Genomic DNA, 15,019 nt, shown 5'->3' with positions numbered 1-15,019 from the left:
ATGAGCAACGTCCTCCTGCTGACCGGCCCGCCGGGCTCCGGCAAGACCACCGTCGCCCGGCTCGTGGCGACCGATGCGCCGCGGCCGACGGTCCATGTGACGACCGACGAGTTCTACCGCGCGATCCGCACCGGCTTCGTCGCACCCTGGCTGGCCGAGGCGCAGCACCAGAACGAAGTGGTCATGGACGTGATCGTCGCCGCCGTGGGTGCCTACGCCGACGGCGGGTACGACGTGGTGGTGGACGGCGTCATCGGCCCGTGGTTCCTCGCCCCGTTCCGCGCGGTCGCGGGGGACTGGCGGATGTCGTACGTCGTCCTGCGGCCGGATCTGCACACCACGCTGCGGCGAGGTCAGGCACGGGGCGGGGTGGAGCTGACGGATGTGGATGCGCTCACCGGTATGCACGGGGTGTTCGCGGACCTCGGCGAACTCGAGTCGCACGCGATCGACACCTCGACACTCGATCCCGCCGCCACGGCCGCCGCGGTCCGCAAAGCTGTTGCCTCAGGCGACTACCTGCTCAGTGCCTGAACAGGCGTACTCCGGTTGCCGACCAGGTGATCCCGAGGTCGGCGCAGGCGGCGGCGACCTCGGGTGAGCGGATCGAGCCGCCCGGCTCGGCGATGTGGGTGACGCCGTGGCGATGCGCCTCCTCGACGTTGTCGGTGAAGGGGAGCGCGCCGTCGGACACCATCGAGACACCGGTCAGCGGCTCGTCCGACCGGCGCGACCACCACAGCTGCGCCTTCGCGCCGGCCAGCCGCGTGCAGTCCACCCGGGACTGCTGCCCGGCGCCGATGCCGATCGCCATCCCGTCCTTCACCATCACGACGGTGTTGGATTGGGTGTACCGGGCAACGATCATCCCCAGTAGCAGGTCCTGGGCCGCGTCGTCCGGCACGGAGTCGTCCAGCAGCTCGCGCGTCAACGGCAGCGCGTCCCGCTCCTGCGTCAACCGCAGGCCGTAGATCTCGCGCACCTCCTCGGCCGGCGGCTCGAAGGCAGGATCCGCTTCCAGCACCAGGTACGTCCCGCGCTTCTTCGCGGCCAGGAGCTCGACCACGCCCTCGTCGTACCCGGGCGCGATGATCCCGTCCGACACGACCCGTTTCAACACCGCCGCCAGCTCCGCGTCGACCGGATGCGAGACCGCCACGAAATCGCCGTACGACGACTTCGGATCAGCGTCCCGCGCCCGCGTATAAGCCTCGACCACGCTCCCGCCGAGCGCCGCGCCGGCCGGCGACACATGCTTGTACGACGCAGCCGCCGGCACGCCGAACGTCGCCGCCGCCTTCCGCACCAGCTGCCAACCGGTCAGCGCATCCAGCACATTGATGTACGACGGCTCGCCCGCAACCACCGTGAACGGCGCCCGCTCGACCGGCGCCATCCGGGCCGCCTGGTGTGGATTCATCCCATAACGCACAAGGACCTCCGAGGTCAGTCGGAGGCGCCCAGGCGGACGACGCCTTACTCTTCGCTCCCCGGTGGTACCCCACCCTCGCCAGTCGCGGTACGGCTAGCTTAGTCCCGCCACGCGCCGGTCCAGTCGTACAGCGGGGCCGTGGTGGCGTACTCGCGCAGGTATGCGATGCGCCCCCGGTCGAGCCGCGCGATCGTCGCACCGTCGAACGCACCGGGATCGCCCTTCCACGTGCACTCGAAGTGCCACTCGGCGACCAGCACCTCACCGGTCGCGGCGCGCGACGTGATCTCCCACGTGTCGACGGTGCCGCCCGCACCGAACCAGGCGTCCATCCACTGCGCGACCCGCGGCTTACCGCGGTAGACCGGCCCGTAGCACTCGATCACGACGCAGTCGTCGGTCAGGGTGTCGAGCACGGCCGCGTTGTCGTGCCGTCGCCAGCCGTCGATGTAGGCCTCGAGTAAGTCCACTGGCTCAGCGTAGGTCGGTCACGGTTGGTGGCCCGGAAGTTTGGTGGCGTGGAAGACGAGGAGGCGGGACTCGTCGGTCACCGGTTCCTGGTGCCAGCCGCCGGACACGGTGATGTCTGTGAAGCCGGCCTCGGACAGGTCGGTGCTGATGGCTTCGGGGGAGCGGAAGTGGAGGGTGTTTCGGTAGACGGCGTCGTGGCCGTCGGGGAAGACGTTGTGGGCGTCGAACACGACCCGGCCGTCGGCGACTTCGAGCAGGTCGAGCCACTCGACGAGGTGCCCGACGGGTGTGTCGCGTTCGCCGTACGTCGACTCGCGGGTCCACTGCTCCCACGCGCGCGCCGCGGGGTTGCGGGACTCGAAGCTGATCACGCCGCCTGGGCTTAACGCGCCCGCGAGTGCTGTGAATACCTCGGCCTGGTTGCCGATGTGCATGATCGTGTTGCCGGTGCTGACAACGAGGTCGGCGTCGGCGGTCTGCTCGACGGCGCGGAAGTCCCCTTCGATCCAGGTGATCGCATCGGCGCCCGGCTGCCGGCGCGCGTACCCGAGCATCGTGGGGCTCGGGTCCACGCCGATCACCGCACGGCCGGGCGCGACGAGAGAGCGGGTGAGCAGGCCCGTGCCGCAACCGAAGTCCAGAACTTTGCGAGCACGGGCAGCCAGAGCACGGTAGTAGGCGTGGTCCGCACCGGCGGGGTTGTCGAGGTCGTACAACCCCACCAGTTCTTCGTCGCCGTACGGATCGTCGGTCACCCGCGGAATGCTAAAGACATTGCGGCCGGATCGCACTCGACTATTCCGCGGACACCCAGCCGTAGATGTTGCCGGGGCGGCCGGCGTTCTTCGCGTGTTTCGGGTCGAACGGGCCGAGCTTCTGGACCTGGTCGTGCGAGTTGCCTTCCACCGTGGTGATCTTGCCGTTGCCGGTAGCAACCACCACGCCGGTGTGCAGGCTGGTGCTCGTGTTCTGCGGGCCGGTGCCGTAGAGCACGATGTCGCCGGGCTTCATGCCGGTATTGCCGGAGTGGGCGCGGCCCTTCCGTTGGCCCCAGGTGTAGATATCACCGGTGAAGCCGTAGTTCGGGATGTCGCTCCCGGCCTTGCGCCAGGTCCAGGTGGCGAAGTGCGCGCACCAGGACTCGCAGGCGCCGTACGGATTGCAGTTGCTGCCGGGCGGCGTCTCGCCTTGCCCGACCTCGCCGTTGGCGGCGTTCACGATCTTCGTCCGGGTATCCGCCGCCGTGGCGGTCAGGGGCAGCGAACCCACCAGGGACAGCACAACCGCGGTCAGCAGGAGTCGCAATGTGGGGCGCATCAGCTTGCTCCGTTCGATGGTTGGGACACATTCCCCCAGGCGGCCAGCAACGTCAGTATGTAATTAACTAACAACACAATGCAATCACAGCGTTGTTAAGTTACGAAGGCATAGAGTGAGCCGCATGGTCGATGTGAAGCCCCGCAGCCGGACAGTGACCGACGGACTGGAGGCCACCGCCAGCCGCGGGATGCTCCGCGCGGTCGGGATGGGTGACGACGACTGGGCCAAGCCGCAGGTCGGGGTCGCCTCCAGCTGGAACGAGATCACCCCGTGCAACCTGTCCCTGGACCGGCTCGCCAAGGCCGTCAAGGAAGGCGTCCACGCGGCCGGCGGGTATCCGCTCGAGTTCGGCACGATCAGCGTCTCCGACGGCATCTCGATGGGCCACGTCGGTATGCACTACTCGCTGGTCAGCCGGGAGATCATCGCGGACTCGGTCGAGACCGTGATGGAGGCCGAGCGGCTCGACGGCTCGGTGCTGCTGGCCGGCTGCGACAAGTCGCTGCCCGGCATGCTGATGGCCGCCGCGCGCCTCGACCTGGCGAGCGTGTTCCTGTACGCCGGTTCGATCATGCCAGGCAAGCTCGGCGACAAGGACGTCACGATCATCGACGCGTTCGAGGCGGTCGGCGCCTGCGTTCGCGGCCTGATCACGCGCGACGAGGTCGACGCGGTCGAGCGTGCGATCTGCCCGGGCGAAGGCGCCTGTGGCGGCATGTACACCGCGAACACGATGGCCGCGTCCGCCGAAGCCCTCGGTATGTCGCTGCCGGGCTCAGCTGCTCCGCCGGCTGTCGACCGTCGTCGCGACGGGTATGCGCGCAAGTCCGGAGAGGCCGTTGTCGGCCTGCTGCGCAACGGCATCACCGCCCGCCAGATCCTCACCAAGGAAGCGTTCGAGAACGCGATCGCCGTGGTGATGGCTCTCGGCGGTTCGACCAACGCTGTCCTGCACCTGCTGGCCATCGCCCGGGAGGCGGAGGTCGAGCTGACGCTGGCCGACTTCAACCGGGTCGGCGCCAAGGTCCCGCACCTCGGCGACCTGAAGCCGTTCGGCAGGTACGTCATGACGGATGTGGACCGGGTGGGCGGGATCCCGGTCGTGATGCGGGCGCTGCTCGACGCCGGCCTGCTGCACGGCGACTGCCTGTCCGTGACCGGCAAGACGATGGCGGAGAACCTCGCCGACATCGCCCCGCCGGACATCGACGGCACGATCATCCGCGCGCTCGACAAGCCGATCCACCACACCGGCGGCATCACGATCCTGCACGGCTCACTCGCCCCCGAGGGCGCGGTCGTGAAGAGCGCCGGCTTCGACTCCGACGTGTTCGAAGGGACCGCCCGGGTCTTCGACGGCGAGCGCGCCGCGATGGACGCCGTACCGGATCTCAACCCCGGCGATGTCGTCGTGATCCGGTACGAAGGACCGAAGGGCGGCCCGGGGATGCGCGAGATGCTCGCGGTCACCGGCGCGATCAAGGGCGCGGGTCTCGGCAAGGACGTGCTGCTGCTCACCGACGGCCGCTTCTCCGGCGGTACGACGGGGCTCTGCGTCGGCCACGTCGCGCCCGAGGCCGTCGACGGCGGGCCGATCGCGTTCGTCCGCGACGGTGACCGGATCACCCTGGATGTCGCGAACCGCACCCTCGACCTGCACGTCGACGCCGCGGAACTCGAGCGCCGCAAGGAGGGCTGGACCCCGAACGCCCCGGCGATCACCAAGGGCGTGCTCGGGAAGTACACCCGGCTGGTCCGGTCCGCGTCGGAGGGAGCTGTCTGCATCTAGGGACGGCCGTATCAGGATATGAGACACCGAGGTGCCCAACTTGACCCGGTCGCGGTCCGCGGGCGAATAATGCCTACATGCGATCGATTCTCCTCGTACTTGTGCGGCGCGCCGACTGACGCGACCACCGAGTCGAGCGCGCCCCTTCAGCCAACCCGGCCGAAGGGGTTTTTTGTTGCCAATGCGACTATCCGAGACCCGGAAGCGCAGCGTCGACAGCCACAAGCGAGGATGGATCGGTCGCGAAAAGTACAACCATCGTGACAGGACTGAGGGAAGGCACTCATGAGTGAGCAGCTGACCGGGGCACAGGCTCTGATCCGCGCACTGGAACATGCCGGGGTCGACACCGTCTTCGGCATCCCGGGTGGCGCGATCCTCCCGGCGTACGACCCGATGCTCGACTCGACCCAGATCCGCCACATCCTGGTACGTCACGAGCAGGGCGCCGGCCACGCCGCCCAGGGGTACGCCGCCGCGTCGGGCAAGACCGGCGTGTGTATGGCGACCTCGGGCCCGGGCGCGACCAACCTGGTGACGCCGATCGCCGACGCGTACATGGACTCGGTGCCGATGGTCGCGATCACCGGTCAGGTGGCCGGTGCCGCGATCGGCACGGACGCCTTCCAGGAGGCGGACATCCGCGGCATCACGATGCCGATCACCAAGCACAACTTCCTGGTCACCGACCCGAGCGAGATCGCCACCACGATCGCGGAGGCATTCCACATCGCCTCGACCGGCCGGCCCGGCCCGGTGCTGGTCGACGTGACCAAGGACGCGATGCAGACCACCGGCGTCGACTTCCAGTGGCCGACCGAGCTCGCGCTGCCCGGCTACCGGCCGGTGACCCGCCCGCACCCCAAGCAGGTGCGTGAGGCGGCCCGCCTGATCGCCGCGGCCGAGAAGCCGGTGCTGTACGTCGGAGGCGGCGTGATCCGCGCCCAGGCCAGCGCCGAGCTGAAGGAGCTCGCCGAGCTGCTCGGCATCCCCGTGGTCACCACGCTGATGGCCCGCGGCGCGCTGCCGGACACCCACGAGCTGCACTTCGGGATGCCCGGTATGCACGGCTCGGTGTCCGCGGTCGGCGCACTGCAGCGCTCCGACCTGCTGATCACGCTGGGCGCCCGGTTCGACGACCGGGTGACCGGCAAGCTCGACTCGTTCGCCCCCGAGGCGAAGGTCATCCACGCCGACATCGACCCGGCCGAGATCGGCAAGAACCGCGCCGCCGACGTCCCGATCGTGGGTGACTGCAAGGAGGTCATCACCGACCTGATCGCGGCGCTGCGGACCGAGATCGCGAGCACCGGCCGCACCCCGTCGTACGACGCCTGGCGCGGACAGCTGGAAGCGGTCCGCGCGAAGTACCCGGTGGCGTACGACGAGCCCGAGGACGGCACGCTCTCTCCGCAGTACGTGATCGAGCGGATCGGCAAGATCGCCGGACCGGACGCCGTGTACACCGCAGGCGTCGGCCAGCACCAGATGTGGTCCGCGCACTACCTGCCGTTCGAGAAGCCCCGCCACTGGCTGAACTCCGGCGGCCTCGGCACGATGGGGTACGCCGTACCGGCCGCGATGGGCGCCAAGGTCGCGCGTCCGGACAAGACCGTGTGGGCGATCGACGGCGACGGCTGCTTCCAGATGACCAACCAGGAGCTCGTCACCTGCGCGCTCGAGGGCATCCCGATCAAGGTTGCCGTGATCAACAACCAGTCGCTGGGCATGGTCCGGCAGTGGCAGACGCTGTTCTACGACAAGCGGTACTCGAACACCGACCTGCATTCGGCCCGGATCCCTGACTTCGCCAAGCTGGCCGAGGCGATGGGCGGCGTCGGGCTGCGCTGCTCGGACAAGGACTCCGTCGACGCCACCATCGACAAGGCGATGTCGGTCACCGACCAGCCGGTCGTCGTGGACTTCGTCGTGCACCGCGACGCGATGGTGTGGCCGATGGTCGCGGCCGGCACCAGCAACGACGACATCCAGATCGCCCGCGACATGGCGCCGAAGTGGGACGGGGAGGAGCTGTAGATGTCCAAGCACACATTGTCGATCCTGGTGGAGAACAAGCACGGTGTGCTGGCCCGGGTGGCCGCGTTGATCTCGCGGCGGGGCTTCAACATCGATTCGCTCGCGGTCGGTCCGACCGAGCACCCCGAGGTTTCCCGGATGACCATCGCGGTCAGCGTGGACGAGCAGCCTTTGGAGCAGATCACCAAGCAGCTGAACAAGCTGGTGAACGTGATCAAGATCGTCGAGCTCGAGCCCAGCCAGACGGTTCAGCGTGAACTGCTGCTGGTGAAGGTCAAGGCGGACACCCTGACCCGCGGACAGGTGCTGGAGACCGTCCAGCTGTTCCGTGCGAAGGTGGTGGACGTGGCACCGGACGCGATCACGATCGAGGCGACCGGCAATCCCGAGAAACTCGAAGCCATGCTCCGGGTGCTGGAACCCTTCGGCGTCCGCGAGCTGGTGCAGTCCGGCATGGTGGCGATCGGCCGGGGCAGCCGCTCCATCTCCGACCGCACGCTGCGGCCGGTCCCGGTGCCTCCGCCGCACGTCCAGTCCGGTCCGCCGACCGTGCAGGCACGACCCGCCGAACGCGCGAGCCACCCGAACCACGCGAACCACCCGGTGCCGGGCCCGCCGCCAGGCCGGACCGCCGCCGCCGTACCGAATCAAAACTAAGGAGAAGTGCCGCAAGTGGCAGCTGAAATGTTCTACGACGACAACGCCGACCTGTCGGTGATCCAGGGCCGCCACGTGGCCGTCCTCGGCTACGGCTCCCAGGGCCACGCCCACGCGCTCTCGCTGCGCGACTCCGGCGTCGACGTCCGGGTCGGTCTGCCGGAGGGCTCGAAGAGCCGGGCCAAGGCCGAGGCCCAGGGCCTGCGGGTGCTCACTCCGGCCGAGGCGTGTGAAGAGGCCGACGTGATCGTCGTGCTGGCGCCGGACCCCGCGCAGCGCAAGCTGTACGCCGAGGCGATCGAGCCGAACCTGGTCGATGGCGACGCGCTCGTCTTCGGTCACGGCTTCAACATCCGGTTCGGTTACATCAAGCCGCCGGCGGGCGTGGACGTGTTCATGGTCGCCCCCAAGGGTCCCGGACACCTGGTTCGTCGCGAGTACTCCGAGGGTCGCGGCGTACCCGTGCTGGTAGCGGTCGAGCAGGACGCGACCGGCAAGGCGTGGGACCTGGCGCTGTCGTACGCGAAGGGCATCGGCGGTCTGCGGGCCGGCGGTATCAAGACCACCTTCACCGAGGAGACCGAGACCGACCTGTTCGGTGAGCAGGCCGTCCTCTGCGGTGGCGTGTCCGCGCTGATCCAGAACGGCTTCGAGGTACTGACCGAGGCCGGCTACCAGCCCGAGGTCGCGTACTTCGAGTGCCTGCACGAGCTCAAGCTGATCGTCGACCTGATCTACGAAGGCGGTATCGCCAAGCAGCGCTGGTCGGTCTCCGACACCGCCGAGTACGGCGACTACGTGTCCGGCCCGCGGATCATCGACGCGTCGGTGAAGCAGCGGATGAAGGAGGTCCTCGGCGACATCACCGACGGCACCTTTGCGGCCCGCTTCATCGCCGACCAGGACGCCGGCGCGCCGGAGTTCGCCGAGTTCCGCAAGCAGAGCGAGTCGCACCCGATCGAGGCGGTCGGCAAGGAACTGCGTGGCCTGATGGCGTGGGTCAAGTCCCACGACGACGACTACGTCGAGGGCACGTCCGCCCGCTGACCGGCAGGATCAGAGAGGCCCGGACCGTCCAGGTGGATGGTCCGGGCCCCTTCTTTTGACACAATGTGTGACGGAAGGGGCTCGGGCAAGGGAGTGCGGGGGGAGGTGACCGGCGGTGGAGGACGGCAGGAACGGGCTGCCGCGCCCGCCTCGGCGTATCCCCGCGAACGCCGGCTCGCTGACCCAACTCGAGGTCCCCAGCCGGCTCACCGCCCCACAACCGCCACCCCGCCGCCCATGGATCTTCGGCCGAATCCTGGCCGGCTTCATCGCCCTCCTGGTAATCGCCGCCGGCGGCGCCGGTGCGGGCTGGTTCGTCCATGAGCGTCGGCTGGGGATCAACACCGACGAGGTGCTGAAGTCGGCCGGTCCGGCCGTGGTCCGGGTGCTGGCGACGACGTGCGGCTCGACCGGCGAGGCATCCGGCGTACTGATCGACAACGGCCGGGTCCTGACCGCGGCGTCGGCGGTGGCCAACCCGAGGTCGATCGTGATCGTCACCCAGGACGGCCGGATCCGCCGGGCCAACCTGCTCGGCACCACTGCCGACGGTGTCGCCGTACTGCAGTCGATCGGCCTGGCCGGTACGCCGATGCAGGTCGCCGCGGCCGACCCCGACCCGAAGGCACAGCGGGCCCTGATCGGTTACACCGCCGCGGGCAAGCAGACGATCAACGAGATCGGCTCGACGGCCGACCCGAGGGCCTTGAGCGAGGTCATGAACACCGCCAAGCTCGGCGGCCCGGTCGTCGACAAGTCCGGCAGCCTGATCGGGCTCGTCACCGGCGCCACGGTTCAGGCAAGCGCGATCGTCCCACTCGAGAACCTCCGGGGGTACGTCGCCGTCTCGCCGTCGGGCGTGACCGTCGCGACGGCCGGGAGTTGCGACCAGTCGCGCGGTCCGCAGGCCGCGGTCGTTCCCGCGCTGCAGGTCGCCGGGACACCCTTGAACGTGGAGGTGCAGCAACTGTTCGGCAACTACGTCACGCTGGAGAACCAGCAGGACTTCCGCTCGCTGCAGTCGCTGTACTCCGCGCGGTTCGCCGAGGGCATGACCGAGGCCAAGGACCTGCACAACCACCGCACGTCGTACTTCTTCAACCCGAAGATCACCGACGTGGCCCCGGACGGCTCGTACGCCCGGATGTCGTACGACATCCTGTTCGCGCCGACCGCGACCGGCGCGGGCGGCCAGAACTGCAACCGGCTCGACGTGCGCTTCCAGCTGGTCCGGGTGGGCGGCAAGCTGCTGATCGACCGGACCGTGCCGATGGCGGACGCGGTCAGTTGCGACACCGACTGACCCGTGACTGACCGTTATCCGGGCCCTCCACAGGGCCCGGGTGTGGACGCGGTACCATCGGGTCAGCGGGCACAGCGCGGTGCTCTGTTCATCATGAGCCCCTACCGCTTCTGCAGGAGATTCCTCCATGTCTTCCCTGACTGACGTAACCCGGCCCGTCGTCCTGATCGCCGAAGAGCTCAGCCCGGCCACCGTCGAGGCTCTCGGCCCCGACTTCGAGATCCGGCACGCGAACGGCGCCGACCGCGCCGAGCTGATCCCGGCCATCGCCGACGTCGACGCCATCCTGATCCGCAGCGCCACCAAGGTGGACGCCGAGGCGCTCGCCGCCGCGAAGAAGCTGAAGGTCGTCGCCCGCGCCGGCGTCGGCCTCGACAACGTGGACGTGAAGGCCGCCACCCAGGCGGGCGTGATGGTCGTCAACGCGCCGACCTCCAACATCACCAGCGCCGCCGAGCTCGCCGTCGCCCTGCTGCTCGCCTCCGCGCGGCGAGTCGCGGCCGCGAACGAGTCGCTGAAGAAGGGCGAGTGGAAGCGCAGCAAGTACTCCGGCGTCGAGCTGTTCGAGAAGACCGTCGGCATCGTCGGCCTCGGCAAGATCGGCGTCCTGGTCGCGCAGCGGCTGGCCGCCTTCGGCATGAACGTGATCGCCTACGACCCGTACGTGCAGGCCGGCCGGGCCGCGCAGATGGGCGTCCGGCTCGCCACCCTGGACGAGCTGCTGGCGACCAGTGACTTCATCTCGGTGCACCTGCCGAAGACCCCGGAGACCATCGGCCTGATCGGCGACGAGCAGCTGCACAAGGTCAAGCCCGAGGTCATCATCGTGAACGCGGCCCGCGGCGGCATCGTCGACGAGCAGGCGCTGTACAGCGCGCTCAAGGAGGGCCGGGTCGCCGGCGCCGGCCTGGACGTGTTCGCGTCCGAGCCGTGCACGGACTCGCCGCTGTTCGAGTTCGAGAACGTCGTCGTCACCCCGCACCTCGGCGCGTCCACCGACGAGGCGCAGGAGAAGGCCGGTATCGCGGTCGCGAAGTCGGTCCGGCTGGCGCTGTCGGGCGAGCTGGTCCCGGACGCGGTCAACGTCCAGGGCGGCGTGATCGCCGAGGACGTCCGCCCGGGCATCGGCCTGACCGAGAAGCTCGGCCGGATCTTCACCGCGCTGGCCGGCGGCGTCGCGCAGCAGCTCGACGTCGAGGTCCGCGGCGAGATCACGCAGTACGACGTCAAGGTGCTGGAGCTCGCCGCGCTGAAGGGCGTCTTCGCGGATGTCGTCGAGGACAACGTCTCGTACGTGAACGCGCCGCTGCTGGCGGCCGAGCGGGGCCTCGAGGTCCGGCTCGTCACCGACCACGACAGCCCCGAGCACCGCAACCTGATCACGCTGCGCGGCACGCTCGCCGACGGTGCCCAGGTCTCGGTGTCCGGCACGCTGGTCGGCGTCCGGCAGTCGGAGCGGCTGGTCGAGATCGACGGGTTCGACCTCGAGGTCGAGCTGGCCGCCCACCTGGCCTTCCTCACCTACGAGGACCGGCCGGGCATCGTCGGGCAGATCGGCCGCATCCTCGGCGACGCCGACGTGAACATCGCCGGTATGCAGGTCAGCCGCGACCGCAAGGGCGGCAAGGCCCTGGTCGCGCTGTCGGTCGACTCGAAGATCGCCCCGAACGTCCTCGACGACATCGCCGCCGCGGTCCAGGCCGACACGGCCCGCACCGTGGACCTCGAGGCCTGAGTCACACGAACGACTGATTTACTGGAGACGGCCAGCCGCCCGCAGGCGCATGGCGGCCGGCAAGGGCCCGGGCTCAATAGCCCGGGCCCGCTCTAGTTCCTGGTGCCTGGTTCTCAGTGCCGAGTGGCAAGCAGTACGGCGGCGTCCGGCGCGACCATCACCTCGACGGTCGTGAAGCGCTTGTCCATCAGCCATTCCTGCCGGAGCGTGTCGACGCGCCCCTCGTACATCGGCGGCCACACCGCCGACGGCGTGAAGTCGTCCAGTACGACGAAGCCGCCGGGCTCGACCACGTCCGCGATCACGTCGCGGGCCGAGAGCTTGGCCTCGCGCGCGTCCACGAACAGCAGGGCGAACGGCCCGCGCTCGATCAGTGCCGTCCAGTCGGCCGAGACGACCTCGATCCGCTCGTCGGCGGCGAACAGCTCCGCGACCGCCTGCGCCAGCTGCGGATCGCTCTCCGCGGTGACGATGTTCGTCGACTCCCCGGCGCCGCTGCGCAACCAGGCCGAGCCGACGCCGCAGCCCGTCCCGAGCTCACCGAGCAGGCCGGTCTTCGAGGCGGCGAGCGCGGCGAGCAGCCGGCCGGTCTCGTTGCGCGTGGAGCTGACGAATCCGCGCCGGCCGGACAGGCTGAGGGCCGCCGACACCAGCGGCGGCAGTTCTGGAGGAGCACTCACCGGCTGAGAGTTGCACAGGTCCGGCCCAGAACCAGCACTGGGATCTCACATTCCGGGACAAGCTGCCCGCATAGTGGTGAAATAGTCGGACGTGCGAGTAAATTCGTGCGCATCCTGCCGCCCACGACATATTTGGGAGCAGCAGCATGTACGACATGTATCCAGCCAACTGGCCCGCGATCGACGCCCGGGAGCGGAAGGCGGCCCGGCGTCGCCGTACCGCCCGCCCGGCCGGTGACGAGGTCAAGGCTGTCCAAGAGGCCATGAACCGCCGTGACAATGGGGGAGAACCCAAGAAGTGAGCGAGAAAAAGAACTTCACGCTGGCCGTCGTTCCCGGTGACGGGATCGGACCGGAGGTCACCACCGAGGCGCTCAAGGTCCTCGACGCGGTGGCCGCGCAGCACGGCGTGACGTTCGAGCGGACCGAGTACGATCTCGGCGCGAAGCGCTGGCACGCCACCGGTGAGACGCTGCCGGACGCCGAGCTCGAGGAGATTCGCAAGCACGACGCGATCCTGCTCGGTGCGGTCGGCGACCCGAGCGTTCCGTCCGGCGTCCTCGAGCGCGGTCTGCTGCTCAAGCTCCGCTTCACCCTCGACCACTACGTGAACCTGCGCCCCTCGAAGATCTACCCGTCCGTCGGCTCCCCGCTGGCGAACCCGGGCGACGTCGACTTCGTTGTCGTCCGCGAGGGCACCGAGGGTCCGTACGTCGGCAACGGCGGTGCGCTCCGGGTCGGTACGCCGGCCGAGATCGCCACCGAGGTCTCGGTCAACACGGCGTACGGCGTCGAGCGGGTCGTCCGCGACGCGTTCGCCCGGGCCCAGGCGCGGCCGCGGAAGAAGCTCACGCTGGTACACAAGAACAACGTGCTCGTGCACGCCGGCCACCTGTGGAAGCGCACCGTCGACAAGGTCGCCCAGGAGTTCCCGGAGATCACGGTCGACTACCTGCACGTGGACGCGGCGACGATCTTCCTGGTCACCGACCCGGCCCGCTTCGACGTGATCGTCACCGACAACCTGTTCGGCGACATCATCACCGACCTGGCGGCCGCGATCAGCGGCGGCATCGGGCTGGCCGCGAGCGGCAACATCAACCCGGACCGGACCGCCCCGAGCATGTTCGAGCCCGTACACGGCTCCGCCCCGGACATCGCCGGCCAGCAGAAGGCCGACCCCACTGCGGCAATCCTCTCGGCGGCCCTCCTCCTCGACCACCTCGGTCTGACCGAAGCCGCGGCCGCGATCGAGGCGGCCGTCACCTCGGACATCGAGGAGCGCACCGGCGCCGCGCGGACCACCGCCGAGATCGGCGATGCCATCGCCAAGCGCGCGGCGGGCTGACCGGTGCCGGCAGGTCAGGCTCCCGCCGTGGCCGGGGCCGACGCTCGCATGACCAGTTGGTCGAGAGGTACGGTGCGGCTATGAGCGCCTTAGAGTTCACCGTTGAGCCGAACACCCACTTGGCCGGCGACGACCAGCGCGCCCAGATCCTGGCGAACCCGGGATTCGGGCAGTACTTCTCCGACCACATGGCGATCGCCACCTGGACGGCCGAGAAGGGCTGGCACGACGCGCGGATCACCGCCTTCGGACCGCTGGAGCTGTCTCCCGCGACCGCGGTGTTCCACTACGCCCAGACCATCTTCGAAGGGATGAAGGCCTACCGGCATCCCGACGACTCGATCCACCTGTTCCGCCCCGAGGCCAACGCGGCCCGGTTCCAGCGGTCCGCGAAGCGCCTGGCGCTGCCGGAGCTGCCGACCGACGTCTTCCTCGACTCGCTGTCCAAGCTGGTCGAGCTCGACAAGGCCTGGGTGCCGGGCGGCGGCGAGACCTCGCTGTACCTGCGCCCGTTCATGTTCGGCTCCGACCCGTTCCTCGGCGTCCGGCCGTCCAGCCACGTGACCTACTGCCTGATCGCGTCGCCGGCCGGCTCGTACTTCGCCAAGGGCGTGAAGCCGGTCCGGATCTGGCTGAGCGAGGAGTACACGCGAGCGGCCCCCGGCGGCACCGGCGCGGCGAAGACCGGCGGCAACTACGCGTCCTCGCTGCTGGCCCAGGCCGAGGCGATCGAGGAAGGCTGCGACCAGGTCGCGTTCCTCGACGCGGTCGAGAAGAAGTGGGTCGAAGAGCTCGGCGGGATGAACCTGTACTTCGTCCTCGACGACAACTCGGTGGTGACGCCGGAGCTGTCCGGCACGATCCTCGAGGGCGTCACCCGGGACTCGATCCTGAAGCTCGTCACCGACCTCGGCCACACCGTCACCGAGCGGAAGGTCTCGGTCGACGAGTGGCGCGAGGGCGCGGCCGCCGGCAAGATCCGCGAGGTCTTCGCCTGCGGCACAGCCGCGGTGATCACCCCGGTCGCCTCGCTGAAGTGGAAGGACGGCGAGGTCCAGATCGGCGACGGCAACGGCGGCCCGGTCACGGCAGCCGTCCGCAGCGCGCTCCTCGACGTGCAGTACGGCCGCGCGGCCGACCCGCACGGCTGGATGACCCGCATCTCCTGATCCACCCTTTTCGAACGGCCCGGCTGGTACG

General features: G+C 69.3%; 15 protein-coding genes and 1 riboswitch. Of the genes, 10 read left to right on the top strand and 5 right to left on the bottom strand.

What is annotated here, in order from left to right; genetic code table 11:
• The gene (locus ABT313_RS29900) at nt 1-534 is read left to right on the top strand and encodes a phosphotransferase-like protein (RefSeq protein ID WP_350860694.1); all 534 of its coding nucleotides are present in this window, start codon (nt 1-3) and stop codon (nt 532-534) included.
• Here the strand turns inward: ABT313_RS29900 and ABT313_RS29895 are convergent.
• From ABT313_RS29895 to ABT313_RS29880, 4 genes are all read right to left on the bottom strand, one after another.
• Nucleotides 524-1,450 carry a 5-aminoimidazole-4-carboxamide ribonucleotide transformylase gene (locus ABT313_RS29895; protein WP_350861339.1) on the bottom strand — a complete coding sequence of 309 codons (927 nt, stop codon included), beginning with the start codon at nt 1,448-1,450 and terminating at the stop codon, nt 524-526. The two genes, ABT313_RS29900 and ABT313_RS29895, sit on opposite strands and share 11 nt — an antisense overlap.
• A 1-nt stretch (nt 1,451) precedes the next feature.
• A riboswitch (ZMP/ZTP riboswitch) is annotated at nt 1,452-1,528 on the bottom strand.
• Between the two features lie 2 nt (nt 1,529-1,530).
• Nucleotides 1,531-1,902: a nuclear transport factor 2 family protein gene (locus ABT313_RS29890; RefSeq protein ID WP_350860692.1), complete on the bottom strand. Its 372-nt coding sequence runs from the start codon at nt 1,900-1,902 to the stop codon at nt 1,531-1,533.
• A gap of 18 nt (nt 1,903-1,920) precedes the next feature.
• Nucleotides 1,921-2,658, bottom strand: coding sequence for a class I SAM-dependent methyltransferase (locus ABT313_RS29885; protein WP_350860691.1), 738 nt, complete (start codon nt 2,656-2,658; stop codon nt 1,921-1,923).
• Nucleotides 2,659-2,698: 40 nt separating this feature from the next.
• A complete protein-coding gene (locus ABT313_RS29880; RefSeq protein WP_350860690.1) occupies nt 2,699-3,220 on the bottom strand; it encodes a CHAP domain-containing protein in 522 nt (173 codons plus the stop codon).
• A 124-nt stretch (nt 3,221-3,344) separates the two neighbouring features.
• On the opposite strand from ABT313_RS29880, the gene ilvD reads away from it, so the two are divergent.
• From ilvD to serA, 6 genes are all read left to right on the top strand, one after another.
• A complete protein-coding gene (ilvD, locus tag ABT313_RS29875) occupies nt 3,345-5,012 on the top strand; it encodes a dihydroxy-acid dehydratase (protein ID WP_350860689.1) in 1,668 nt (555 codons plus the stop codon).
• A 285-nt stretch (nt 5,013-5,297) separates the two neighbouring features.
• Nucleotides 5,298-7,049, top strand: a complete 1,752-nt coding sequence (locus ABT313_RS29870; RefSeq protein WP_350860687.1) for an acetolactate synthase large subunit — start codon at nt 5,298-5,300, stop codon at nt 7,047-7,049.
• A complete protein-coding gene (ilvN, locus tag ABT313_RS29865) occupies nt 7,050-7,706 on the top strand; it encodes an acetolactate synthase small subunit (protein WP_502884035.1) in 657 nt (218 codons plus the stop codon).
• Between the two features lie 27 nt (nt 7,707-7,733).
• The gene (gene ilvC / locus ABT313_RS29860) at nt 7,734-8,753 is read left to right on the top strand and encodes a ketol-acid reductoisomerase (protein ID WP_350861337.1); all 1,020 of its coding nucleotides are present in this window, start codon (nt 7,734-7,736) and stop codon (nt 8,751-8,753) included.
• A gap of 115 nt (nt 8,754-8,868) precedes the next feature.
• Entirely contained in the window at nt 8,869-10,056 is a 1,188-nt protein-coding gene (locus tag ABT313_RS29855) for a S1 family peptidase (protein ID WP_350860685.1), read from the top strand.
• Nucleotides 10,057-10,183: 127 nt separating this feature from the next.
• Nucleotides 10,184-11,791 (top strand): phosphoglycerate dehydrogenase, encoded by a 1,608-nt coding sequence (serA, locus tag ABT313_RS29850; protein ID WP_350860683.1) that lies wholly within the window; start codon nt 10,184-10,186, stop codon nt 11,789-11,791.
• Nucleotides 11,792-11,904: 113 nt separating this feature from the next.
• Here the strand turns inward: serA and ABT313_RS29845 are convergent, their stop codons facing one another.
• Nucleotides 11,905-12,471: an O-methyltransferase gene (locus tag ABT313_RS29845; protein ID WP_134111478.1), complete on the bottom strand. Its 567-nt coding sequence runs from the start codon at nt 12,469-12,471 to the stop codon at nt 11,905-11,907.
• A gap of 146 nt (nt 12,472-12,617) precedes the next feature.
• Here ABT313_RS29845 and ABT313_RS29840 point away from each other — a divergent pair, with 146 nt between their 5' ends.
• The 3 genes from ABT313_RS29840 (at nt 12,618) to ABT313_RS29830 (ending at nt 14,988) form a co-directional block, all read left to right on the top strand.
• Nucleotides 12,618-12,773 carry a hypothetical protein gene (locus tag ABT313_RS29840; protein WP_350860681.1) on the top strand — a complete coding sequence of 52 codons (156 nt, stop codon included), beginning with the start codon at nt 12,618-12,620 and terminating at the stop codon, nt 12,771-12,773.
• The gene (locus ABT313_RS29835; RefSeq protein WP_350860679.1) at nt 12,770-13,819 is read left to right on the top strand and encodes a 3-isopropylmalate dehydrogenase; all 1,050 of its coding nucleotides are present in this window, start codon (nt 12,770-12,772) and stop codon (nt 13,817-13,819) included. Before ABT313_RS29840 ends, ABT313_RS29835 begins: the two co-directional genes overlap by 4 nt.
• A gap of 80 nt (nt 13,820-13,899) precedes the next feature.
• Nucleotides 13,900-14,988 (top strand): branched-chain amino acid aminotransferase, encoded by a 1,089-nt coding sequence (locus ABT313_RS29830; protein WP_350860677.1) that lies wholly within the window; start codon nt 13,900-13,902, stop codon nt 14,986-14,988.
• The last annotated feature ends 31 nt before the right edge of the window (nt 14,989-15,019 follow it).

Source organism: Kribbella sp. NPDC000426, from assembly GCF_040300265.1.
Lineage (GTDB): Bacteria > Actinomycetota > Actinomycetes > Propionibacteriales > Kribbellaceae > Kribbella.
Note: the sequence above shows the minus strand (reverse complement) of the source record. Positions and strands in the feature narration are given on the sequence as shown.